Source organism: Alcaligenes sp. SMD-FA, assembly GCF_025960365.1.
GTDB lineage: Bacteria > Pseudomonadota > Gammaproteobacteria > Burkholderiales > Burkholderiaceae_B > Alcaligenes > Alcaligenes aquatilis.
Map to the genome: position 1 here is coordinate 2,567,958 of NZ_CP110108.1, position 22,858 is coordinate 2,590,815.

Here is a 22,858-nt window from a genome sequence, read left to right on the forward strand (position 1 = left end):
CCAGCATACCGAAAGAAACAAGGCCGGCGCTAGTACGCCATCATTTACAGAATTAAAAAAGGGGGCCCATGACAGTAATGCGTAAATTCACTCACTCCCGCTGGCTACTGTTGGGGCTGTTGCCACTGACCACCCTGGCACAAGCCCAAACGACGGATCTCAATTCGGTAGCACTGCCCGAAACCAACACCTGGGGCTCCACACCTTACGCATTACAGATCACCCCCTACGCCTGGATTACGGGCTTGTCCGGTGAATCTTCTCCATTCAAGCGCGCACCCTCGCTGGATATCGAAAAGTCCTTTTCCGATGTGCTGCACAATCTGCGTGCCGCCGCCTTTCTAAACACCTGGGCGCGGCGCGACCGCTATGTACTCAATAGCGACCTGCTCTACGTGAACACGCGTGAAAGCGAGGTAGTGGGAGGCTTGCCCTTGGTCGGCGCCGCCCAGGGAACGGTAGACACGCGCCTGTTCATGGCGACCTTGCAAGGCGGGTATCGTGTCTACGATTCCGAACAAGCCAGCCTGGATGCACTGGCCGGCTTTTCGTATTGGGATATTCGCACTCGTGCCCATCTGAGCACAGCGGGCCGGACCAAACACCACGAAGAAAGCTTTAGCTGGGTGGACCCCATGATCGGACTGCGTGCGTTCTACCGCTTCACACCCGAGCTGTCCACTCATGCCCAGATCCATTTAGGCGGCTTTGACGTGGGCTCGCGTCTGAGCTATCAGGCCACGCTGACGCTGAACTACGACCTGTCAAAGCACTTCTCGCTTGCCGCCGGATACAAAGTGCTGGATGTGAATTACCGTCGCGCCGGTCATGTCTTTGATACTCGTATGTCCGGCCCCGTACTGGGGCTTAGCTGGCGGTACTGATTGAACGGAAAGGGGCGGCCTGGACCGCCCCTTTTCCCATCAGATCAAGCCATACCATCTACTTGATGACGACGTTCCCAGAAACGCGAGGCCACCTTGCCAAGCAGGTCGTCCCCGGTTTTGATAACAAACACCTCTTTGTCTACGGACACGCCCGCCCGATCCAACAGAGGCTGGGCCGCACCGTTGTGGCCAATGGCCTTCAAGTGCCCATAGGCGTCTGCCACAAAATCAACTGCGGCCTTGTTATTACACAACTTTGAAGCCTGCTCCTGTGTCAACAACAAGGCGACCGCATCAAACAGCACCGACGGAGCACCAGCGATCTTTTCATCAGCGGCCAACTGGGTGCCGTCCGACAAGGTTACGCCCCCAACTTGCGGAGCAATCAGCTTGACGGCCACACCGGCCTCTTGAGCGCCCGTCAGCAACATCTCCAGCAAGCCTTTATCCGCCCCATCCGTCACCAGTATGCCCAGCATCCGGCCTGCAACAGGTGCTTTCTGAGCCAATATGGACAAGGCTTTAGAGGGCGGCATATCTACTGGTTTGCGGGCAGGTTTGGCAGGCGGCGGCAAATCCAGGCCCAAGCCCTGGGCCGCTCGCTTGGCCAGATCCTCATCAATCACACGCAGATGAGAGAGCACCCGCACACGAACATGATTGAGTTGAACCTTGGATAGCTCAAAGACCAAACCGGCAATCAGATGCTCTTGCTCGACTTCCGTCTGCGAACGGTAAAACAAACGGGCCTGACTGTAATGGTCAGCAAAAGACTCCGCCCTTACCCGTAGTTTCGCCCCATCGTCTACCGTGCTGGGCAAGCTGCGAAAACCATGGGCCTGGGCACGGGGGCCAGCAGACTCGCCCGCCTCATCCAGGCTGTTAGGCTCATAGGTCGCGCGGCCTTTGGGAACCTGAGTTTGCATCATGCCGTCGCGCTGCATATTACTGAACGGACAACGTGGCGCATTAATGGGAATCTGATGAAAATTGACTGTTCCCAGACGAGACTTCTGTGTATCCAGGTAGGAGAACAAACGGCCTTGCAGCAAAGGATCGTCCGTAAAGTCGATGCCCGGAATAAGGTTGGACGGCAAGAAGGCGACTTGTTCTGTCTCTGCAAAAAAATTATCGGGATAACGATCCAGCACCATGCGACCCACAATTTTGACCGGCACGCTTTCTTCGGGAATGAGCTTGGTCGCATCCAGCACGTCGTAGTCCTGCTTGTCGGCCCACTCCTGGTCGAAAACCTGCACGCCAAGCTCCCACTCCGGGAAGGCTTCGCTTTGAATGGCCTCGTACAAATCGCGGCGCAGGTAATCCGAATCCGCGCCGGAAATCTTGACCGCTTCGTCCCACAAGGTCGACTGCAAACCCTGTTTGGGCTTCCAGTGAAACTTCACAAAATGCGACTTGCCCTTGGCATTCACAAAACGGAAGGTATGCACACCAAAGCCCTGCATCATGCGAAACGAGCGCGGCAAGGCTCGGTCCGACATCAACCACATGACGGTATGCAAAGACTCAGGCATCAGGGAGACAAAATCCCAGAAAGTGTCATGAGCTGACGCTGCCTGTGGAAAGCCCCGGTCTGCCTCCGGCTTGACGGCATGGATCAGGTCCGGAAACTTGATGGCGTCCTGGATAAAAAAAACGGGCATATTATTGCCCACCAGATCCCAGTTCCCCTGCTCGGTATAGAACTTGACGGCAAAGCCACGCACATCACGCGGCGTGTCTTTGGAGCCTTTGGAACCGGCCACTGTTGAAAAACGGCAGAACACCGGCACCCGGTGTCCTTCCTTTTGAAACACACAGGCCTGAGTCAACTCCGGAATGGCCTGCGTACATTCAAAATAGCCATGTGCGCCCGTGCCGCGAGCATGAACAATCCGCTCCGGGATGCGCTCGTGGTCGAAATGGAATATTTTCTCGCGCAGGACAAAATCTTCCAACAAAGTCGGGCCGCGCGCGCCAAATCGCAAGGAGTTCTGATTGTCCGATAGGGGCACGCCATGATTGGTCGTCAAGCCAGTTTGGCCAAACTGATGCAACTCCCCGCCTTGACCCACGGCATCCTGATTGGTCCTGGTTGAGGATTTTTTCGTCACCATATGTCCTCCAGTCGAGTCACCTAACAAACCCCGCTCTGCAGGTTTGAATTCAGTAGTGATACGCAACGATGTGGTGTTCAGGCGAAAAAAACCAAACCAGACTGCCAGGGTGTGCCGGCACTCGGCACCAGAACCTCGCAAGCAGGGTTTGTCTGAACGATGAGCGTGAGCCTGCCATCACCGCGCGCTCCCAATAAACTACACACGTCAAACCCAGACGTGTCCTGTTTCAAGCTCACCCATTCCTTCGGGATGCACCCTATTGATCCTGCAAATCGTGCAACTTGAAACAAGGGGCAGGCACCCCGCTCTGTTGGGGTGCCCTTGGAAAAAGCCTAGGAGTTTTAATGACTTGATGTGCGAACCAATCTCTCGAAACGTAAACAAGCATGTCCACATTTTTTTCGTGACAAGCCGGTAACTGTCAGGCCCGCTCTGGCATCATGCGCATTTTCTCGCTCTATACTGAGCACGCTTTAGCGCATGCCCAAGCATGTGCTCCGTTTCTTTTTGGAATGATTTTGTGTTTCAAGCCACTGCCCTCGTCTTCGCTCTATATGTCGCTTGGCGACTAATCAAACCTTTACCGATCAAACCCTGGATCAAGTGGCTGTTAAGTGCCTTGGCCATTGCCGCCACCCTGCACCATTACACCGTCGCCCTGTTTTGGGGCACCCGCGCTTCTCCAGAAATTCCCGCCCCAGTCATCATGGTCTTGGGATGGGCTTTTGGAGCTGTCTTGCTGGCCACCTGCTTGACCTTGATCACCGATCTGGCAGGTTTGCTAATGCGCGTCCTGTACAAACCTGCCGGACAAGTGCTGCTGCGCTCCCCCACCTTGCGCGGTGTGCTAGGTATCGCCGCTGTCAGTCTTTCCGCATTGGGCGTGTGGCAGGCGGTGCAAGTCCCGGAAGTAAAATTCATCGACGTAAAGGTCAATGGCTTACCCCCTAGCCTGGATGGTTTCAAGCTGATGCAACTGACCGACCTGCACGCCAGCCGTCTGCTGCAAGGGCCGTGGGTACAGGCCATCGTGGACAAAACACAGGCCTTAAAACCGGACTTGATTGCAATTACGGGCGACTTGGTCGATGGCACGGTGAAAGCTCGTCGCGAAGATGTCGCCCCCTTGCAAGCCCTGTCTGCCCCCAAAGGGGTTTGGGTCATTGCAGGCAACCACGAGTACTACACCCAGTATCAGCCCTGGATAGAACACTTCAACAGCCTGGGGCTACGTTTGCTCCTAAATGAGCACAGCATTATTGAGCAAGGCGATGCCGCTTTTGCCTTGGCCGGCATCACGGACAAGTCAGCGGCCGTGCATGGGCAGCCCACGCCCGACGTGGCTGCGGCGGTCGCCGGCATCCCGGTCGGCATGCCCATCATCATGCTGGCCCATCGCCCCGATACCGCCAAAGAAAGCGCAGCGGCCGGCGTGGCTTTGCAACTGTCCGGCCATACACACGGCGGCCATATCTTAGGCATGCACAAGATCGTGCAAATGGCCAATGACGGCTATGTAGGCGGACTGTATCAAGTCGATGATATGCAGCTCTATGTCAGCTACGGCGCCGGGCTGTGGCCAGGTTTCCCCCTGCGTCTGGGGCGCGCCTCGGAAATCACCTTGATTACCTTGCGCGCCTCCTGAACCTGAAACGCAAACCGGAGCATCAAGATACGCTGCGCAGTGCCCGTCGACACAGGCGCTGCACAGCCGCATTATCCGGTGATTGCACCTGCCATTGAGCACATAAATCGCGCACCCACTGTGGCTGATCCTTGGCTGCATCATTCAAGAAGTTGGCCACCGAGTCTTGCACATACACACTGTCATCCCGATACAAGGTTTCCAGAATCGGCAACATGCGCTCCGGTTTCTTTTTCAGAATAGCGATATGCGCGCACCACACTCCCCGAGGGCGCAGGGCTTCACACGCAAACCGGCGCAGATACTCCGAGTCTGAACGCGCCCACTGCTGCAAGGTCTGAATCGATACCTCCAGCTCGGCCACCAGTTGAGGCCGTACCGCCATCCAGGCCCATTCGCGCACACCAAAATGCGGATCATCCGCCAAGGGACGCAGTGCGTCCAGACGCTGGGAGACACTTAGCGGCTCGCGCGCTCCCACCATAAAGCAAGCCCAGCCACGCACCACATCGGCCGGATGATTCAGGCAACGCATCCAGGCCATCTCACCATAGGTTTGCAGCAAATATTCCCCTATGGCTTTCATGCGCTTGAGAATGCCCAATTCGGCCAGGGCGTCGATGTGCTGCGCGCCCTGCTCATCCAGTTCCGGAAAAACAGTGGCCACCAGCACACGCTGATCAATCGCCAGCGACTCCGTCAGGGTAGCGCCCTGGATTTCCCCCTTGGACAGGGCCAACAAAATATCAGCGGGTATGTCCGCGACCCTGGCATAACCCTTGCGGTTTTCTGTACTCATGATGCTTGTTCTCCTGCGGCCGCTTTGTTCAACAAGGCGCTTAGCTGCGCGCATTCCGCCTCGGACAAATGCCCGAACAGATTGCCTATCCACTGGGCATGGGTCCCTACCAGGGTCTTGGCCAGCTCCTCCCCCTGAGGACTGAGTTTCACCATGACGGAACGCCGATCCGCCTCGGCCGCAAAGCGTTGCACCCAACCCGCTTTAAGCAGTCCATCCACCAAGGTGGTGACCGTTGCACGCGTAACACCTGCCCGCTCAGCCAGGATATGCGAGGGCATGCCCTCGGGTGCCTCTTTGAGCAAAAACAAAAGCACAAAACGGGCTTCGCTCAAGCCATAGGGTGCCAACAAGGCGGCGCAGTCTCGATCAATACGAGCGGACAAGGACAAGAGCTGAAAACAAAGAGACATTCCCTGTACGTTAACGTCCTGGTGCTGCTGTGCATGCGAGAGCAAGGCCTGATATTTCGCTTCCAGTTTCATAGTTTGAGATCAAATTATTTGATATCAAATCTTAATAGTGGATTCCATCAAAAACAAGAAAAATAAAAGAGACGTACTCATCCGAAATGAAGGTACACGGATTTCATATCATGCCAATCCAAACCACAAAGCGAAATATGCTCAATGGTAAGGAACCTATCCATAAATACAGCCGATCTTCTGACAAAAAGAGTGTCGCCAAAACTCGACAATGCCACATTTTAAGCTTGATGCTTACCAAGCGAGCCCCTCGCATGCGGTAAGGTAGAAGGCTGGTCAGGCATCAGCCCTGCCAACTATCCTCTGCAGCACACATGGAATCCGAGTACCAGCATCATGAATAGCATCAAGAAATCGAACAAATTGGCGAATGTTTTGTACGATATTCGCGGCCCCATCATGGACAGGGCCAAGCAAATGGAAGACGAGGGTCAGCAACTGATCAAGCTGAACATCGGCAATTTGGCGGTATTCGGTTTTGATGCCCCGGAAGAGATCCAGCTTGATATGATCCGCAACCTGCCCAATTCCTCGGGCTACTCGGACAGCAAAGGTATTTTTGCCGCGCGCAAAGCCGTCATGCACTACACCCAGGAACAAGGCATCAAGGGCGTGACGCTGGAAGACATTTACCTGGGCAATGGTGCTTCTGAACTGATTGCCATGGCGACCAATGCCCTGTTGGATGACGGCGACGAGTTACTCTTGCCCATGCCCGACTACCCGCTGTGGACGGCTGTTACCAGCCTGTCCGGCGGTACGCCCGTCCACTACCTCTGTGATGAAGCCAATGGCTGGATCCCTGATCTGGACGATATCCGCTCCAAGATCACCCCACGCACCAAAGGTCTGGTGGTCATCAACCCGAACAACCCCACCGGCGTGCTCTACCCCGACTCGGTGCTGCAAGCACTGATCGATATTGCCCGCGAATTCAATTTGGTGCTGCTGGCCGACGAGGTCTACGACAAGGTCTTGTTTGACGACATGAAGCACACCGCGATGGCCAGCTTGTCCACCGACGTGCTGACCTTGACCTTCAACTCCTTGTCCAAAAGCTACCGCGCCTGTGGTTACCGCGCAGGCTGGCTGGTGATTTCGGGCGACAAGCAGGCTGGCGCTGACTATATCGAAGGGCTGAGCATGTTGGCCAATATGAAGCTATGCGCGAACGTGCCCGGCCAATGGGCTATTCAAACGGCCTTGGGTGGTTATCAGAGCATTAACGACCTGGTTTGCGAAGGCGGACGCCTGCGTCGTCAACGCGATCTGGCATACGAACTGATCACCGCCATTCCCGGGGTCAGTTGCGTCATGCCCCACGCTGCTCTGTACATGTTCCCGCGTCTGGATCCCGAAATTTACCCCATCAAGGACGACCGTCAGTTCTTCCTGCAACTGCTGGAAGCCACCCGCGTGATGCTGGTGCAAGGTACGGGCTTTAACTGGCCTCATCCGGACCACTTCCGCATGGTGTTCCTGCCTCACGAGCCCGACCTGCGCGAGGCCATCGGCCGCATGGCCAAGTTCCTGAAAGACTACCGTATCAAGCACGGTACGGAACGGCCTGAGTTTGTGCAAGCAGCCACTCCAGCCGTCCACAGCGCCGAAGCTGAATAAAAAATCGGACTCAATGAAAAAAGCCAAGGATTCACTCTCCTTGGCTTTTTAATACAGCACTCAAGATACTTGAGATAATTGTTCCGTCACCCAATCAATAAAAACACGCAGCCGAACATTCGTATGCTTGCTGCGATGAAACGCCACATACAAGGGCATAGGGTCCATAGTCCAGTCGGGAAATAGCGCAATCAAGCTCACTGCTTGCACCGCTTCCTTGGCCAGATACTCCGGCAAGCAAACCAGCCCCAAACCTGCTTCGCCCGCTGCCAGATAGGCATTGCCATCATTTACGGCCAAGCCATAACGGCCTGGCAAACAAACCCGCTCTTTCTGGCGACGCAAGGCATAAGGAAACGGTTTGTTCTGATGCTCCCACAGGTATCCCACCATTCGATGCGCAGATCCTTCCAACTCTTTGGGATGCTCAACGGTACCAAACTGCTCCAGATACGACGGCGCAGCATAGATGGCCAGATGCAATTCCCCCACTCTCTTGGCGATCAAGGACTGATCCTGAATCTGGCCACCCCGCACTACACAGTCCATGCTTTCATCCAGCAAATCTACCGTCTTGTCGCCCACCCCCATATCCAGCTGAATATCCGGGTAGCGTGCATAGAACGAAGGCAGGGCAGGCACCAGCACACGGCTGGCTAAAGGGCTGGGCACATCCACCCGCAAGCGGCCACTGGGCGAAGCCAGGGCCTGGGCCAGATCCCGCTCACTGTCCTCCAGATCAGCCAGCAATTGCAAGACACGCTCGAAGTAAAGTGCTCCAGCACTGGTCACGCTGACCTTGCGTGTCGTGCGATTCAGCAAGCTCACCTGCAGGCGTGCCTCCAACTGCTGTATCAGATGCGTAGCCCTAGTTCGATTGATATGCAAAGCCTGAGCCGCCCTGGTAAAGCTGCCCGTTTCCACCACTTTGGCAAAGGTACGCATCGCTTCAAAACGGTCCACGTATTGTCTCCAATCGGTAGCAGGGATTGTTTTGATTATAGAAATAGTGTTGTCTGCCATCCAGCGTTTATCTGCTCATGCCCAGAGCCTACAGTGAATAGTTCAATGAACTTCGCCTGCCCAGCAGGCACAGGAAAGCATGATGACACCCCTACGCCTTGCGGTATTCCCCACCGAACGCCAAGCTTTGTATGAGCGCGGGCATTACTCACCAGCGATTCGCTCCAACGGCTTCTTATTTGTTTCCGGTCAAGTCGGCAGCCGCGAAGATGGCTCACCGGAGCCGGAGCTGGAACAACAAATACGCCTGGCCTTTGAGAACCTCAATACTGTGCTGGCCGCAGCAGGTTGTAGCTTTGCGCATGTGCTGGATGTAACGCTGTTTCTGGTGAATCCGGAGGCAAATCTGGAAACCCTATGGAAAGTTCTGCCGGACTATTGGGGCGACGCTCCCTACCCGGCACTGACAGGCGTAGGAGTGCCTTGGTTGTCAGACTTTCAGTTTGAGATCAAGGTGGTGGCACAACTGCCGGAACAAGCCTGACACGCGAACTATTCAGATAGCTACTTGAATACTGATTACGCGAACTCCGAGTTCATTCACCTCCCCTGCCCTCTGCACAGGGGAGTATTCGGCCGGACATTTCAAGCCTTTCACAGTCTCAAAACGCATGTGTTTAGAAAACGCTTTGAATATGTCGAACCATTCCATGAACGCCTTGTATCGCCTTTCTCGATAGGCCAATCTTTCTAACTGGACTCACTACCAGGCAATGCGGCCAGAACAGCCGCCTGCATACTTTGCGTCAACGCGGTATCACCCATGGCCCGGCTGATCATCCCTGTCCCCAACATGGCGGCAAACAAGAGCATGACTTGCTCTTCGGACTGCTCGGCACAGGCTTGCAAGGCAAGGCGGCGAAACTGCTCAAACAAGTGCTCTACCCCTTCACTGTAAATTGCCGTGGTCTGCGCATCGGCAGACAGGCCGCTAGCCAGGGAAGAAAAGGCCAAAATCGGGCAGCTTTGAGTTTGAGGACGATGCTTGAAGTAACGTCGCATCAAGGCTTGAAAACCTTGTACGGCATCTTCTTCATAGCGTTGGTTGATACGCTGCCAGGATGCCGAAGACTGCGTAAAGGCAAAACGGGAAGCCTCCTCAATCAAGGCCTCTTTGGAGGCAAACTGTTTGTAGAAGGCGCCAGCCGTCAGACCCGCATCGTTCATGATGTCCCCGATCGAGACCCCTTCCACCCCATGTTTGCGAAACAGCCGGCATGCCGTTTCCAGCACCCGTTCGCGGTTGCGTTCGGCCTGCTCGCGCGAGACACGCCCCATTCAAACCTCCGGACGACGAAAAGCAATCAGCTTGGCAATCAAGCGCTGACACACTTCATTATTTTGATTCATGGTGTGAGACTCCACCGTCACCATCCCCCTGTCCGCTTTAGAGCGAGAGGGCTGAATGTCGATGATTTTACTGAGCACATGCAAGACATCACCAGCACGCGTGGGCCGCGGCCAGTCTATCTGCCCGCCGGCACCAATAATTCCCTGACTGAATTCCAAGCTGTCCACCAACAGCTTCATGGTGATGGCAGCAGTGTGCCAACCGCTTGCAGCCAAACCTTGAAAGAACGTGTCCTTGGCCGCTTCCGCATCCAGATGGAAAGGCTGCGGATCAAACTGGCGGGCAAAGCTGATAATTTGCGCCTCATCCAGAGCATGCTCTGCGCTGCGAAACTCCATCCCCAGGGCCAGATCGTCAAGATAAACAACTGCGGTAAGACTCATCCGACTATTCTCCAGAAAGTGTGCGAGTGCGTATTGCTGCCTACATAAATAGATTATGAATAGCAGCTATCCTTGCACAAGCTTTTCTGAAAATCAACAATAGATTACAGTCATACTCTATTTTGAAAATGGTGATTACTCTGCTTTGTTACCTGAAAGCCATTCAGTAGAGCGTTTGAGAAAATGCGCCTTGAATAGGGCATATCGCCCCACAGACCAGCAAGACATAAAGGAAAGCCACCCTTTGCTAGCAGACTGCTCAAGGGGCTGCCTTCATCTGCTGGGCTTTAGCCTGCTAAATCCAGTACCAAGGTCTGCGACATCAAAGACGAGCCTTCACGCAAAGGCTCAGGTTCACCGCTAGGCGAAAAACCATACTTCTTATACAACTGGACGGCTGCCGCATTCGTCAGAGTCACACTCAAACGTATACAAGCCGCCTGCTTACTGTTTGCCCATTTCACTGACGCATCCAGCAGGCCATAGCCTGCCTGTAAGCCACGCGCGGAGGGTGCCACCCACATCTGATAGATATCAGCCACGGCAGGTTCCGAGGCAGACAGCTTGCACCAGACCAGACCACACGCTTGCCCCTCCTTGTCAGCTAACAAGACATGGTCTGCCTCGGATGCACAAGCGGTTTGGATCCGCTCCTGCCAGAAATGCTCAGAATGTGCGGACTCCACGGCATAGGTACTCCCGAAAGCATCGGGAGAATCACGCAAGGCACTGAGGCGCAATGCTTGATACGTGCGCCATTCATGCGCCTGAACCGGACGAATAGAGATCACAACACATCCTTTATAAAGAGAGTCAGGTTCCGATCAGGGACCACAACGCTTAATGCAAGGGCCGCAACAGCAATACAGCGCACAAAGCCAGCATGAAAACAGCGATGCTGGCATCCAGCACACGCCATGCCAAAGGCTGACGAAACACAGGTTGCAACAATCGCGCCCCATAGCCCAAGGCCAGAAACCAGCTAGCACTGGCTGCACAGGCCCCCAAGGCAAAGGCCCACTGCAAGTGGCCAGGATACGGCGTAGACAGGCTACCTAGCAGCACCATCGTATCCAGATACACGTGAGGATTCAAAAAAGTAAATGCCAGACAAGTGAGCAAGATACGACGACGGTTGCGCTCGCTACCCTGCCCAGCCATCAAGCTGCCCTTGCCCGTCCAAGCCCGTTGTGCGGCCAACAGCCCATACCAAGCAAGAAAAGCCGCGCCGCCAAAGCGCAGAACTTGCAGCAAGCCTGGCCATTCCTCTACCAAGGTACCAATGCCAGCCACGCCCCCTAGAATCAAGACGATATCGGCCAAGGCACAGATAGCGACCACCAAGCCCACATGCCTACGCTCCAGCCCTTGCCGCAAGACAAAGGCATTTTGTGTGCCTATGGCCATGATCAGGCCAGCACCCGTCAAAAAACCAGTCGCAAGCACAGAGAAGAACATGCCATCCACCCACGAAATTCAACAATTGCGATAGGATGCTGTCATTTACGATTTAAGAAAAGCTAATTATTCTTTACTTAATTAAGAATTTCTAAATATATAGGCGAATCATGGATCTGTTGCACCCGCAATTAAGAGCGTTTACGGCAGTTCTGGAGGAAGGCAGCTTTGAAGCGGCCGGACGCAAGCTATACATCACCACGTCGGCTGTCTCGCAACGTATCAAAGCGCTGGAGGACAGACTGGGACAGGTTCTGGTCCTGCGCCAACCACCTTGCCGTCCTACACCAGCAGGCGAGTTGCTGCTGCGTCGTGTACGTCCCATGCAAACCCTGGAAGCAGAGGCTGTCGCCGATTTTCTGCCAGAGCGAACTGGCTCACGTAGACCCATCGCCATTGCGGTCAACAGTGACTCGCTGGACACCTGGTTTCTGCAAGCCCTCTCCCAACTAAGCCAGGAACATGGCTACCTGTTTGATGTGCGCGTGGATGACCAGGACCACACGCTGGAACTGATACGCAATGGCTCCGTACTAGGTGCCGTCACCGCCGAACCGACACCCCTGCAAGGTTGCAAAGTTCAAGCACTGGGCATCATGCGCTACCAAGCCATTGCCTCTCCAGAATTTGTAGCCCAGTACTTCAGTTCAGAAGTAGACGCAGGCTCGTTGGCCCAAGCCCCCATGATTGTCTTTAACCGCAAGGACGAATTGCAGTGGCGTTTTATACGTCAGATCACCACTGAATCTGTAACCCCTCCCATCCACTATCTGCCCACCTCTACCGGCTTTGTGAAAGCGGCGGCTTTGGGCCTAGGCTGGTGTCTGGCACCGGACTCCATGGTCAGCAATGCCTTAGCCTGCCAGGAACTGTCCTTGATCGCCCCCGGCCTTTGGCTGGATGTACCTTTGTACTGGCAACATGCCGCTATCCGCTCCGACACCTTGCACAATATGGGCAGGGCCCTTGAGCAGGCAGCCAGCACCTCATTACTGCCAGTTCCAGCGTAATGAGCTCTTTGGCGTCCTTCGCAGGAAAGCAATGGCCAGGGTTTGCCAATCGCAGTAGATGGTAAAAAAGCGGGCTCACGCCAGCTTTTGCAACAGACTTATCAAGAGAATCGAACTCAAGGCGTTCTTTTGGTCTTGGAAGGTCGAGCCTGCTCAGAAATAATGCGCGCCAGTTTCTGCGCCGCTTCCTTCATTTGCTCTGGACTGAACGCACTCAGGCCCAAAATCAGCCCTGGGGGCCCCTCACCGGCGTGATACATGGCAGAGACAGGACGCACGGCCACGCCCTCTTTCATGGCCCGCTGCGCCACCGCCACATCGTCAATCTGTGCGGTCAACCACAAGACCGAGTGCATCCCTTGATCGCTGGGTTGCAGACGCGTCAAATCACCAGGCAAGACATCACGCACAATCTCAAAAAGATGGTTGCGGCATTGCGTGTAGACCCCACGCATACGCCGAATATGCCGCTCCAGATGCCCCTCTGCAATAAAGCTGGCCAGGACATGCTGGTCTGCACTGGGCGGATGCCGATCCAGCAAGACTCGCGCTCCGCAAAAAGCCTGTACCAACGGTGGCGGCACAATCGCATAGCCCAGACGTAGCGAGGGAAACAGCACCTTGCTGAAGGTTCCCAGATAGATCACCCGCTCCGGGTCCAGGCCCTGCATGGCAGGAAAAGGATGGCCGGAATAGCGGAACTCGCTGTCGTAATCATCCTCGACAATCCAGGCGGATTTATCGCGTGCCCAGGCCAGCAAGGCATTGCGTCGCGCCATGCTCATGGGCATGCCCAAAGGGTATTGATGCGAAGGAGTCACAAAGGCGACCCGCGCATCGGCTTGCAACCGTATACCCGCAGCCACATTCAGCCCCTCTTCATCCACAGGCACACGAACCATACGTTCCGGCGAACCTACCGTATTCAAAATCGCGGTAATACCGGGATAAGCCGGGTTCTCTACCCAGGCAAAATCCTGCCTGCTCATCAAGACCAGACAAGCCAGAAACAAACCTTGCTGAGTGCCCGTTGTCACAATTACCTGCTCGGCCTCACAGCGTACCGAGCGGGAACGGCGCACGCATTCCGTGATGGCTTCCCGTAAAGGCAAGGCACCCTGAGGATCACCATAGCCACCTGGCGCGCCCTGACCATGTGCCCGCAAACGATTTCCCAAGCGTCGCCAGATAGGTCCGGGTGCAGCAGCACCCAAGGGAATCGACACAGCAAACGGGGCTGACGGCAAAGGCTGGAATTGAGCCGCAACCGTATTGAATGGCTGGGCAGCGGGTGGCGCAGGCTGGGCAGGCAGCGATGCCGCCCTGCGCTTCTTGGCGGCATCCTTGGGATGGCCCAGCGACGGGGCGATATAAGTGCCTACGCCCGGCAAGGACTCCAAAAAACCTTCGGCAATCAATTGCTCGAAAGCTTCCACGACCGTGCCACGGGCCACACCCAAGGATGCCGCCAAGGCTCGCGTGGACGGTAAGGATTCACCCGGTTTGAGCGCACCGTTTTTTACTGCTTCGCGCAGCTTCTGCGCTAGCTGACGCCCCAGGGTGCCTGCGTTTCGATCCAGCTCACCAAGGGAAGGAATCTTCGGATTATGGGCGGTACGAGACATTGTTTGTGGTCCATGAAAATAGCACCAAACTGGCACAGTTCAATGAGCCAGAATAGACCAATAATAGACACATTGATCCTCAATCCCAAGCCCAGACAGACGACGATGTATATCCCCGCACACTTCAATGAATCCCGACCTGAACCACTGCACGAGCTGATCGCCCAGCATCCGTTGGGCATTCTGGTCGCCAATGGCAAAAGTGGTTTAAGTGCGAATCACCTGCCCTTCATGCTGCATCCTAAAGAAGGCGCACAAGGGGTATTGCACTGTCACGTCGCCAGAAACAACCCCGTATGGCAAGACCTGGAGAACGGCGACGAAGTGATGGTGATATTCCGAGCAGGGGACGCCTATATCTCTCCGCAATGGTTTCCCAGCAAGCTGGAAACACATAAGCAAGTCCCGTCCTGGAACTACATCGTGGCCCATGCCTATGGGCAGGTGACGATACGCGATGAGGAACGCTATGTTCGCGGTGCCGTGGCGCGCTTGACCCGCATCCACGAAGCCAGCCAGCCCGTGCCCTGGAAGATGACGGATGGGCCCAAGGACTATATCGACGCCATGCTCAAAGCCATCGTCGGGATTGAAATTGAGATCACTAGCCTGATCGGCAAAACCAAGCTGAGTCAGAATAAAGAGGCTCGGGATGTGGAGGCGGCATCAGCAGCCTTAATCCGCCAAGGGGACGATTTCATTGGCAGCGCGATGCAGGCGGTGGCAGCAGAAAAACAGGTGCAGGAGAGCAAGGCCTAGAAAAACCGCTCCCCTGCAACGAATAAGCTTAGGTTTATTGTTTGAGCCCTGAATGAGCCTGTGAGACTCCCCAAGGTAGCAACGTGCTCAGGCAGCGGCCTCGGCCACGGCCTTACGCACAGCCTCGCGCGCGCCAACCCGCTCCAGATAGGCACTTAGTTTAGGGAATTGGCTCATATCAACGGCATCCCCCTCCAGCCAGCCACCCACGGTGTACAGATACGCATCGGCCACACTGAATTGCTCGCCCAACGCCCAGGGACCAACAATCAAGGATTCCAGATAAGCCGCACACGCCGTCATGTTTTGCGGAACCTTAGCGCGCATGGCTTCTTCCACAGCAGGATCATCGACCCAACGAGAGCCACGACGCTTGTGCGCGTGGGCCACGTGCACCGTAGATGCCAGGTAGCTGTGCAGCTCCTGCATACGGGCGAATGCAAAAGGATCATTCAACGGTGCCAGCTTGGCAGCCGGAAAGCTCTGTGCCACAAAAGCCAGCAAAGCCGGGGTTTCTGTCAATGTTCCCTGCTCTGTCACCAGTGCCGGAACACGCCCCTTGGGATTGACACGCAGAAACTCCGGGCTTTGCTGTTGATTGGCACCAAAATCCAGCTTGACCACATCAAAGTCTGCCCCTGCTTCATGCAGTGCAATATGGGTTGCGAGCGCGCAGGTCCCTGGCGCGCAATAGAACACCCAACGAGACATATTGATCCCCTCTTGTGTTGTAAATGAAGGGATTATTATGACCCTAAAGCGTTGTTGAGCAAGCAGAAAACAAAAAACCCAACAGCCGTTACGCTGTTGGGTTTCTTGGGATTTCTTGGTGGAGTCGGGGGGAATTGAACCCCCGTCCGCAAGCCGTCCACAGACAGTTCTACATGTGTAGTCAATTAATTTTAAGTTTTAACCTTGGACTATGCCAATTGACAGGCCTTTCCTTGGCGATCCACTAAGTTTTAGAACCGGACTACGTGGCACAGGCCGATTCGATTCTTTGTAAATAACACTGCTGTAGGTTGCCCTACCTAACCCAAAGACAAATTAGTGCAGTGGCCCAGCCTTAAGCGGCTAGAGCGAAACGCTCGTCGTTGGCGTTTGTAGTTTTCCAGTGGATTTACGAGCGTACTGGTGCTCGACACGCCCTGTGCTGCTTCTTGACCCACGTCGAAGCCATGTCGACCCCATGTGGATTAGTAACCATACCACATCGGCTACAAAATGTATAGCGCCTGGTGCTAGAATAACCGTCTTCCGCGCTCTGGCTGAGTCCTCGCCAGGGCGTTTTTCACGTACGTCACACCTACCCTTTTGTCTGGAGTCGCTTTCCATGACCCATCCCGCCAGTCAAGCCAGAGGCCCGTTAGGCTTTATCCTGCACGGCAGTCTTGTTACTCAAATTGTGATCGGTTTGATCGCCGGTATTTTGTTGGGGCACTTTGCACCGGCAGCTGCGCAGTCGATCGCCTTGCTGGGCCAATTGTTTGTCTCTGCCTTGAAGTCGGTAGCACCGATTCTGGTGTTTGTGCTGGTGATGTCCTCTATCGCCAATCAAAAAGCCCAGTCCTCCAGCCGCATGGGCCCTATTTTGCTCTTGTACGTGATGGGCACCTTTCTGGCCGCACTGGTTGCCGTGATCGCCAGTTTCGCCTTCCCCGTCAAACTCAAACTGGATCTGGCCGACACCACACTGAATCCGCCCAGCGATATCACCGAGGTGCTGCTGGATCTGTTGACCAATATTGTGGTGAACCCGATTGATGCCTTGCTTACCGCCAATTACATGGGCATTTTAGCGTGGGCCATTGCCTTGGGCCTGGCCTTGAAACATGGTTCACAAAGCTCTCGTGACCTGCTCACTGATATGGCCAACTCGGTCTCTTCCCTGGTACGACTGGTGATTCGCTTTGCGCCGTTGGGGATCTTTGGTTTAGTGGCTGTAACCGTTGCAGAGTCTGGCTTTGATGCCCTGCGCCAATACGGCCTGCTGCTGATCGTGCTGGTAGGCTGTATGTTGGCGGTGGCCCTGATCGTCAACCCCCTGATCGTATTTGCCAAGTTGCGTCGCAACCCCTACCCGCTGGTCTTTACCTGCCTGCGTGAAAGCGGCATCACGGCTTTCTTCACCCGCAGTTCTGCCGCCAACATCCCCGTGAACATGGCATTGTGCGAACGTCTGGGGCTAAATAAAGACACGTACTCCGTTTCAATTCCATTGGGTGCCACCATCAATATGGCTGGCGCTGCTGTCACAATTACGGTGCTGACACTGGCCGCTGTACACACACTGAACATTCAGGCTGACTTGCCCACTGCCCTACTGCTCAGTCTGGTGGCCACGGTTGCGGCTTGCGGTGCTTCTGGCGTGGCCGGTGGCTCGTTGCTGCTAATTCCATTAGCATGCAATATGTTCGGCATTACCGACGATATCGCCATGCAAGTTGTGGGTGTCGGTTTTGTGATTGGGGTGGTGCAAGACTCAGTCGAAACGGCGTTGAACTCCTCGACGGATGTGCTGTTTACTGCCGCAGCCACACTTGAACCTGGCCGTGCCTGATTTGACACCTTGACGCACAAGGGGCCAGCCAGTCAGGCTGGCCTTTTTTGTATGTAATCCGAACCCGATTGCCTCAGCCCAGACACCAGTCACCGTACTTTGGGGTGTGGGCATCTGCCAGATGCTTGCGCAGTCAGGCGCTTATCAAGGAGTCTTCGTGGATGTAGCCAGTCTTTCTCTGTATATCGTTGCCGTCGCGGCTGTCACCATCATTCCGGGACCAACGATGCTGCTGGCCCTGAATAATGGCGCTCATGGGGGAAAACGAATCGCGGCCTGCGGTATTGCGGGTGCAGCGCTCTCGGACCTGATTCTGATCGCCGCCGTAGGCGGTGGACTGGGAGCACTGCTGCTTGCCTCTGAACAACTCTTCTCGGTCGTAAAATGGATCGGTGCGGCCTACCTGCTGTACCTGGCCTATGGACTGTGGCACGCCCCTGTCCGAACCATCCAGACAGGAGCTCCCTTGAGCAATACCCTGTCAGGTCGCACCGCCTTCCTACGCTCCTTGCTGGTGGCTTTATCCAACCCTAAAGGATTACTGTTCTTCTCGGCTTTTCTGCCACAATTCATCCGCTTAGAAGAGGCCATTGCAGCCCAGTACATCACACTGGCACTGGTCACGGCCCTCATTGATATTGCCCTGATGACGGTATACGCCGTAGGCGGTCATCACGCCATGCGGCTGCTTTCTGGCCAGGCCATGCGTTGGTTAAACCGGGGCTGCGCAGGCATGCTGGCAGGTCTGGGGATTGCTTTGAGCTTGTATCGACGCAGCAACTCCAACTAAGGCTCACAACGCTTTGCAAGGCAACAAGGGACCTGAACTGGTCCCTTTTTCTTGTGTGGCAACCCGGCCTTGCCAGCTACGAAGCGGCCCATCACCATCCGTGACGCCGCAGCAACAGGCAAAACGACAAAGCACAAAACCGGACCAGATACCTGCACCCAGCACCATGTTCAGGCCGATGGGATCGTATATCATCATTCAGGTGGCCACCCCGAATGCCCTGCTACGGTTCAATATCGCCATATCCTCACGAACTCCGGTATACCAAGGCTTAGCGCCTGGACCGGCATAGTTTTCCACTTAGCCCGATGCAACAAGGAGTCAAGATGAAGCGTATCTATTTAGCGGGTCCTGACGTGTTTTTCAGCGATGCCGCCGAGCGTGCCACACTGCACAAGCAATTGGTACGAGACTTTGGCTTCCAACCCTTGCATCCCGTTGATCAGGAAGAAATCGAAGCCTCCTCCATCTATCATCACAATATCCGCCTGCTGGATCAGGCCGATGCAGTACTGGCCAATATCACGCCCTTTCGAGGTGCGGAAATTGATACTGGCACCGCCTTTGAAATTGGCTATGCCGTGGCTCAGGGTTTGCCTGTTTTCACCTACCGTTCTACCGCCGATACGGTTCTGGATACCGTGCGCGAACACTACAGCCCGGTCGTACTGGACCCGGCCACCCAGATATGGCGCGATCGTAATGGCGCACTTATTGAGGATTTTGGCCTGCCCTCGAACTTGATGGTGGCAATCAGCACGGAGTTTGTACATGGCACGTTTACCGATGCCTTGATCGCTGCGCAGGACTATTTCAAAGCCATCGGCTGATTCACACGCAGAGAAAGTTCTGCTTAGCAATCAAGGACAAACTCTCAAACAGGTTTGAAATTAAACGAACCCCATCGAAATTAAACGCCGTAGATTCTCTGGTAGGATGGGGCCTTGAGATCTTCAAACAATACCTACAAGCTGCATAATAAGCCCCCCCGCATCACCCGCTTTTCTTGAATCAAAAAAAAACAGGGCCACGCCCAGTACCATGCCAGACACCAGCAACCTCTCTTTTCTTGACCGCGTACGCGCCATCCTTAGTGACCTCCCCGCTTCCGAGCGACGTCTGGCCCAATTCACACTGGATTTTTCGGGGGATCTGTCCAGCTACAACGCCTCGGAGCTGGCCAGCCTGGCCCAAGTGTCCAATGCCACGGTCACACGCCTGATCCGCCGCCTGGAATACGCCAACTACGAAGCGGCACGCAAACAGATTCGCTCGGAAAGAACAGATGATTCTTTCACCCCCGTCAACTCGCCTCTGTCTCCGGGTGAGACAACCTTGCACTCGCACCTGCAGGAAAGCTATAGCAAGCTGGGCAACACCTACCGGCATCTGTCCCAGTCGGCACTACTGGAAGCCAGCCAGGCTATCAGTCGTGCGCGGCAGGTTTGGCTGATAGGTTTGCAGGCAAACTACTTTCTGGCCGGGCATTTCCACTGGCATTTGTCCAAATTCATGCCGGGGGTCAGACTCATCCCCGGAGCAGGTCAGACAGTCTCCGAATACCTGACTGACATCCAGCACCAGGATGTGCTCATTATTTTTGATTTGCATCCACGCGCCAGCCCAATGCCGGAGCTGATCCAGCACCTGGAAGCACGCTGTGCGGACATCGTGCTGATCACCGACCAGGATTACAAACAGCGGCCCAAGACCCGCTGGTCCCTGCCCTGCCAGCCCGGACGTGAACAGTTACCTGATAATTCGGTGGCCGTTGCCAGCCTGTCCCATCTTCTCCTGTCCGAAGTACTGAAAGTGCGTGGTGCCGACCGCCGCGATGAATCGGCACAAGAGCTTGCCGCCGCTGAAGCGCTGTTTTGAGCAAACAAAGCGCGTTCTTTTGAATCTCTGCGGCCGACTCAGAGCAGAATAGACAAATCTTGTACCTGCAAGGATCCTGCGTCATTTACTTCCCCTCGCCGATTGAAATATCGCATTCTTTTCGTCACACGATATAAGACCACCTTCCTCCCCAAAAAAACCAGCATCGCTTGTCGATTACGGCGCAATGCCGTGCCGTCATCTAGCCAAATCAAGGCTCCGAAACCAGAGCCTTCGCCCCCCATCTACGACCAAAGTCGCCTATTGGGAAACGTTGATTCGTTCTATACATGCTGTACACAGAGCGCCCGCAAGCGCCAACTCTCTGTACACGCCGTGTTTAGAGAGCCTCGATGCCAAGAATCATCAAACCCCATAAGGAGACATAAGAATGAGCTCAGCCAATACTGTCGTGACGGCAGTCACCAAGCACCCTGCCTATCAAGAGCTGCTTAGAAAACGCAACCGCATGAGTCTGATCTTTTTCGGCTTGACCGTGATTGTGTACGCCGGTTTTATCCTGACCCTGGCCTTTGATCCCGAACTGTTCAGCCGCTCCGTTGGCTCCATGACCATGACCATCGGCGTACTGAGCGCTGTCATTGTGCTGCTGAGCGCCGTCGTGCTGGTGTCCGCCTTCGTCTACATTTCCAACAAGGTGTATGACCCCTTGCTGGCTCAAATCATGAAGGACGTGACATGAAGACATTCCTTCTGAGCCTGGGCCTGTTCAGTCTGGCCAGCAACAATGCGATGGCCGCCTCGCCCGGCCAGGCCAATACCTCTGCCATTGTCATGTTCCTGATCTTTATTGCCGGGACTATGGGCATTACCTGGTGGGCGGCCCGCCGCACACGCACCACGTCGGACTTTTATACCGCCGGTGGCGGTTTGACCGGCTTTCAAAACGGCCTGGCCATTGCCGGGGACTATCTGTCCGCCGCCTCCTTCCTGGGGATTGCAGGCATGGTGTACGTCAGCGGTTTTGACGGCATGATTTACGCCATCGGTTTCATGTTCGGCTGGCCGGTTGTGATGTTTCTGATTGCCGAGCGCCTGCGCAATCTGGGCCGCTACAACTTTGCTGACGTGACCTCGTTTCGCCTGTCCCAGAACCCCATGCGGATTCTGGCGGCCAGCGCCTCGCTGCTGATCATTGCCCTATACCTGATCGCGCAAATGGTAGGCGCCGGCAAACTGATCGTGCTGTTGTTTGGTCTGGACTACAACGTGGCCGTTGTGATCGTAGGCTCGCTGATGATGATTTACGTCACCTTTGGCGGCATGACGGCCACCACCTGGGTACAAATCATCAAAGCTGTCCTGATGCTGTTCGGTGCGACGCTGATGACGATTCTGGTTCTGGCCGCTTTCTACTGGGATGTCGATGCCATGCTGGCCGCAGCCGTGGAAACGCACCCCACCGGGCACGCCATTCTTGAGCCCGGCGCTGCCGTCAGCAGCAACCCGCTGAACGTGCTGTCCCTGGGGATTGCGCTGGCCTTCGGTACCGCTGGCCTACCCCATATCCTGATGCGTTTCTTCACCGTGGCCGATGCCAAGGAAGCCCGCAAATCCGTGATCTACGCCAGCAGCTTTATTGGCTACTTCTACCTGCTGACCTTCATCATCGGTTTCGGTGCCATCGCCTTGCTGGTCAAGCACCCCGAGTACTTCCAGACTGGCCCGGATGGCTCTTTCAACATGCTGACCAATCTGATTGGTGGCACCAATATGGTGGCGGTTCATCTGGCCAATGCCGTAGGCGGCAACCTATTGCTGGGCTTTCTGGCAGCAGTAACCTTCGCAACCATTGTGGCTGTGGTCGCAGGCTTGGCTCTGGCTGGTGCCGCAGCTATTTCGCATGACTTGTACGCCAACGTCATCGCCAAAGGACGCGCGACCGAAAAAGACCAGATGCGCATTTCGCGTATCTCCACGGTGGTGCTGGGTGTGCTGGCGATTTTGCTGGGCATTATTTTTGAGAACCAGAACGTCGCCTTCATGGTGGGCCTGGCCTTTGCCATTGCCGCCAGTGCCAACTTCCCGGTTCTGGTGCTGTCAATTGCCTGGCGTGGCTGCACCACACGAGGCGCCACGATTGGCGGCTTCCTGGGTCTGGTCACCGCCACAGTGTGGGTGGTCTTGAGCAGCACGGTGTGGGTGGATGTATTCGGTTTTGCCGAGCCCATCACGCCTTTCCCTAACCCTGGCATCCTGTCCATCCCGCTGGCTTTCTTCTCGATCTGGCTGTTCTCGACCCTGGATAACAGCGCCCGCGCTACCCAGGAACGAGAAGCCTTCGAGGCTCTGACCGTACGCAGTCAAACCGGCATTGGTGCTGCCAGCGCCAGCGCTCACTAAGGCTTTTACGCTGATTTGATCAGCATGCAGGAACAGAAGACAGGGCATTTCGGTGCCCTGTTTTTACGAATGTGCAGCTCATCCTGACAAGCACTATGACA

At 55.3% G+C, this 22,858-nt stretch carries 23 protein-coding genes and 1 other RNA gene; 12 read left to right on the forward strand and 12 right to left on the reverse strand.

All coding sequences use genetic code 11. The annotated features are described in order from the left end of the window. The first annotated feature begins 77 nt into the window (after window positions 1-77). The gene (locus OKX01_RS11860; protein ID WP_264671779.1) at window positions 78-884 is read left to right on the forward strand and encodes a hypothetical protein; all 807 of its coding nucleotides are present in this window, start codon (window positions 78-80) and stop codon (window positions 882-884) included. A gap of 44 nt (window positions 885-928) precedes the next feature. Here OKX01_RS11860 and OKX01_RS11865 read toward each other — a convergent pair whose 3' ends face one another. Further along, entirely contained in the window at window positions 929-3,004 is a 2,076-nt protein-coding gene (locus tag OKX01_RS11865; protein ID WP_264671780.1) for a catalase, read from the reverse strand. A gap of 523 nt (window positions 3,005-3,527) precedes the next feature. Here OKX01_RS11865 and OKX01_RS11870 point away from each other — a divergent pair. After that, the gene (locus OKX01_RS11870; RefSeq protein ID WP_230017795.1) at window positions 3,528-4,652 is read left to right on the forward strand and encodes a metallophosphoesterase; all 1,125 of its coding nucleotides are present in this window, start codon (window positions 3,528-3,530) and stop codon (window positions 4,650-4,652) included. A gap of 22 nt (window positions 4,653-4,674) precedes the next feature. Here OKX01_RS11870 and OKX01_RS11875 read toward each other — a convergent pair whose 3' ends face one another. Together OKX01_RS11875 and OKX01_RS11880 are read right to left on the reverse strand one after the other, a co-directional pair. Then, window positions 4,675-5,451, reverse strand: a complete 777-nt coding sequence (locus OKX01_RS11875) for a HEAT repeat domain-containing protein (protein WP_264671781.1) — start codon at window positions 5,449-5,451, stop codon at window positions 4,675-4,677. Then, window positions 5,448-5,936 carry a MarR family winged helix-turn-helix transcriptional regulator gene (locus OKX01_RS11880; RefSeq protein ID WP_230017793.1) on the reverse strand — a complete coding sequence of 163 codons (489 nt, stop codon included), beginning with the start codon at window positions 5,934-5,936 and terminating at the stop codon, window positions 5,448-5,450. The genes OKX01_RS11875 and OKX01_RS11880 overlap by 4 nt, the downstream gene beginning before the upstream one ends. A 336-nt stretch (window positions 5,937-6,272) precedes the next feature. On the opposite strand from OKX01_RS11880, the gene OKX01_RS11885 reads away from it, so the two are divergent. Further along, window positions 6,273-7,556 (forward strand): pyridoxal phosphate-dependent aminotransferase, encoded by a 1,284-nt coding sequence (locus OKX01_RS11885; protein ID WP_249459616.1) that lies wholly within the window; start codon window positions 6,273-6,275, stop codon window positions 7,554-7,556. Between the two features lie 60 nt (window positions 7,557-7,616). Here the strand turns inward: OKX01_RS11885 and OKX01_RS11890 are convergent, their stop codons facing one another. Beyond that, complete coding sequence (locus tag OKX01_RS11890) at window positions 7,617-8,519, reverse strand: LysR family transcriptional regulator (protein WP_264671782.1); 903 nt, start codon at window positions 8,517-8,519, stop codon at window positions 7,617-7,619. 142 nt (window positions 8,520-8,661) lie between these two features. On the opposite strand from OKX01_RS11890, the gene OKX01_RS11895 reads away from it, so the two are divergent. Next, the gene (locus tag OKX01_RS11895) at window positions 8,662-9,063 is read left to right on the forward strand and encodes a RidA family protein (protein ID WP_264672877.1); all 402 of its coding nucleotides are present in this window, start codon (window positions 8,662-8,664) and stop codon (window positions 9,061-9,063) included. Between the two features lie 206 nt (window positions 9,064-9,269). Here the strand turns inward: OKX01_RS11895 and OKX01_RS11900 are convergent, their stop codons facing one another. The 4 genes from OKX01_RS11900 to OKX01_RS11915 form a co-directional block, all read right to left on the reverse strand. After that, entirely contained in the window at window positions 9,270-9,857 is a 588-nt protein-coding gene (locus OKX01_RS11900) for a TetR/AcrR family transcriptional regulator (RefSeq protein WP_264671783.1), read from the reverse strand. Continuing rightward, entirely contained in the window at window positions 9,858-10,313 is a 456-nt protein-coding gene (locus OKX01_RS11905; RefSeq protein ID WP_108727686.1) for a MaoC family dehydratase, read from the reverse strand. It lies immediately after the preceding gene. 287 nt (window positions 10,314-10,600) lie between these two features. After that, window positions 10,601-11,104: a GNAT family N-acetyltransferase gene (locus OKX01_RS11910; protein ID WP_125276646.1), complete on the reverse strand. Its 504-nt coding sequence runs from the start codon at window positions 11,102-11,104 to the stop codon at window positions 10,601-10,603. Between the two features lie 49 nt (window positions 11,105-11,153). Continuing rightward, window positions 11,154-11,771 carry a LysE/ArgO family amino acid transporter gene (locus OKX01_RS11915; RefSeq protein ID WP_094197146.1) on the reverse strand — a complete coding sequence of 206 codons (618 nt, stop codon included), beginning with the start codon at window positions 11,769-11,771 and terminating at the stop codon, window positions 11,154-11,156. Between the two features lie 110 nt (window positions 11,772-11,881). On the opposite strand from OKX01_RS11915, the gene OKX01_RS11920 reads away from it, so the two are divergent. Continuing rightward, window positions 11,882-12,781, forward strand: coding sequence for a LysR family transcriptional regulator ArgP (locus tag OKX01_RS11920; RefSeq protein WP_125276645.1), 900 nt, complete (start codon window positions 11,882-11,884; stop codon window positions 12,779-12,781). 116 nt (window positions 12,782-12,897) lie between these two features. On the opposite strand, the gene OKX01_RS11925 is transcribed toward OKX01_RS11920, so the two are convergent. After that, entirely contained in the window at window positions 12,898-14,406 is a 1,509-nt protein-coding gene (locus tag OKX01_RS11925; RefSeq protein ID WP_264671784.1) for a PLP-dependent aminotransferase family protein, read from the reverse strand. Between the two features lie 105 nt (window positions 14,407-14,511). Here OKX01_RS11925 and OKX01_RS11930 point away from each other — a divergent pair, with 105 nt between their 5' ends. Continuing rightward, entirely contained in the window at window positions 14,512-15,165 is a 654-nt protein-coding gene (locus OKX01_RS11930; protein ID WP_094197149.1) for an FMN-binding negative transcriptional regulator, read from the forward strand. Window positions 15,166-15,252: 87 nt separating this feature from the next. On the opposite strand, the gene OKX01_RS11935 is transcribed toward OKX01_RS11930, so the two are convergent. Next, window positions 15,253-15,876: a glutathione S-transferase family protein gene (locus OKX01_RS11935; RefSeq protein WP_094197150.1), complete on the reverse strand. Its 624-nt coding sequence runs from the start codon at window positions 15,874-15,876 to the stop codon at window positions 15,253-15,255. A 116-nt stretch (window positions 15,877-15,992) separates the two neighbouring features. Then, window positions 15,993-16,354: a transfer-messenger RNA gene (gene ssrA / locus OKX01_RS11940) on the reverse strand. A 144-nt stretch (window positions 16,355-16,498) separates the two neighbouring features. Between ssrA and sstT the strand changes: the two genes are divergently transcribed. Both sstT and OKX01_RS11950 read left to right on the forward strand, forming a co-directional pair. Continuing rightward, the gene (sstT, locus tag OKX01_RS11945) at window positions 16,499-17,725 is read left to right on the forward strand and encodes a serine/threonine transporter SstT (RefSeq protein ID WP_094197189.1); all 1,227 of its coding nucleotides are present in this window, start codon (window positions 16,499-16,501) and stop codon (window positions 17,723-17,725) included. Window positions 17,726-17,882: 157 nt separating this feature from the next. Next, on the forward strand, window positions 17,883-18,515 hold the full coding sequence (locus OKX01_RS11950; protein ID WP_264671785.1) for a LysE family translocator: 633 nt from the start codon (window positions 17,883-17,885) through the stop codon (window positions 18,513-18,515). Window positions 18,516-18,518: 3 nt separating this feature from the next. Here OKX01_RS11950 and OKX01_RS11955 read toward each other — a convergent pair whose 3' ends face one another. Beyond that, complete coding sequence (locus OKX01_RS11955; RefSeq protein ID WP_094197191.1) at window positions 18,519-18,713, reverse strand: hypothetical protein; 195 nt, start codon at window positions 18,711-18,713, stop codon at window positions 18,519-18,521. A 128-nt stretch (window positions 18,714-18,841) separates the two neighbouring features. On the opposite strand from OKX01_RS11955, the gene OKX01_RS11960 reads away from it, so the two are divergent. The 4 genes from OKX01_RS11960 (at window position 18,842) to actP (ending at window position 22,757) form a co-directional block, all read left to right on the forward strand. Next, the gene (locus tag OKX01_RS11960) at window positions 18,842-19,345 is read left to right on the forward strand and encodes a nucleoside 2-deoxyribosyltransferase (RefSeq protein ID WP_094197192.1); all 504 of its coding nucleotides are present in this window, start codon (window positions 18,842-18,844) and stop codon (window positions 19,343-19,345) included. A 211-nt stretch (window positions 19,346-19,556) separates the two neighbouring features. After that, on the forward strand, window positions 19,557-20,393 hold the full coding sequence (locus OKX01_RS11965; protein ID WP_264671786.1) for a MurR/RpiR family transcriptional regulator: 837 nt from the start codon (window positions 19,557-19,559) through the stop codon (window positions 20,391-20,393). Between the two features lie 391 nt (window positions 20,394-20,784). Next, window positions 20,785-21,096, forward strand: a complete 312-nt coding sequence (locus tag OKX01_RS11970; protein ID WP_264671787.1) for a DUF485 domain-containing protein — start codon at window positions 20,785-20,787, stop codon at window positions 21,094-21,096. Further along, window positions 21,093-22,757 carry a cation/acetate symporter ActP gene (gene actP, locus OKX01_RS11975; RefSeq protein ID WP_094197195.1) on the forward strand — a complete coding sequence of 555 codons (1,665 nt, stop codon included), beginning with the start codon at window positions 21,093-21,095 and terminating at the stop codon, window positions 22,755-22,757. Before OKX01_RS11970 ends, actP begins: the two co-directional genes overlap by 4 nt. Window positions 22,758-22,858: the final 101 nt, after the last annotated feature.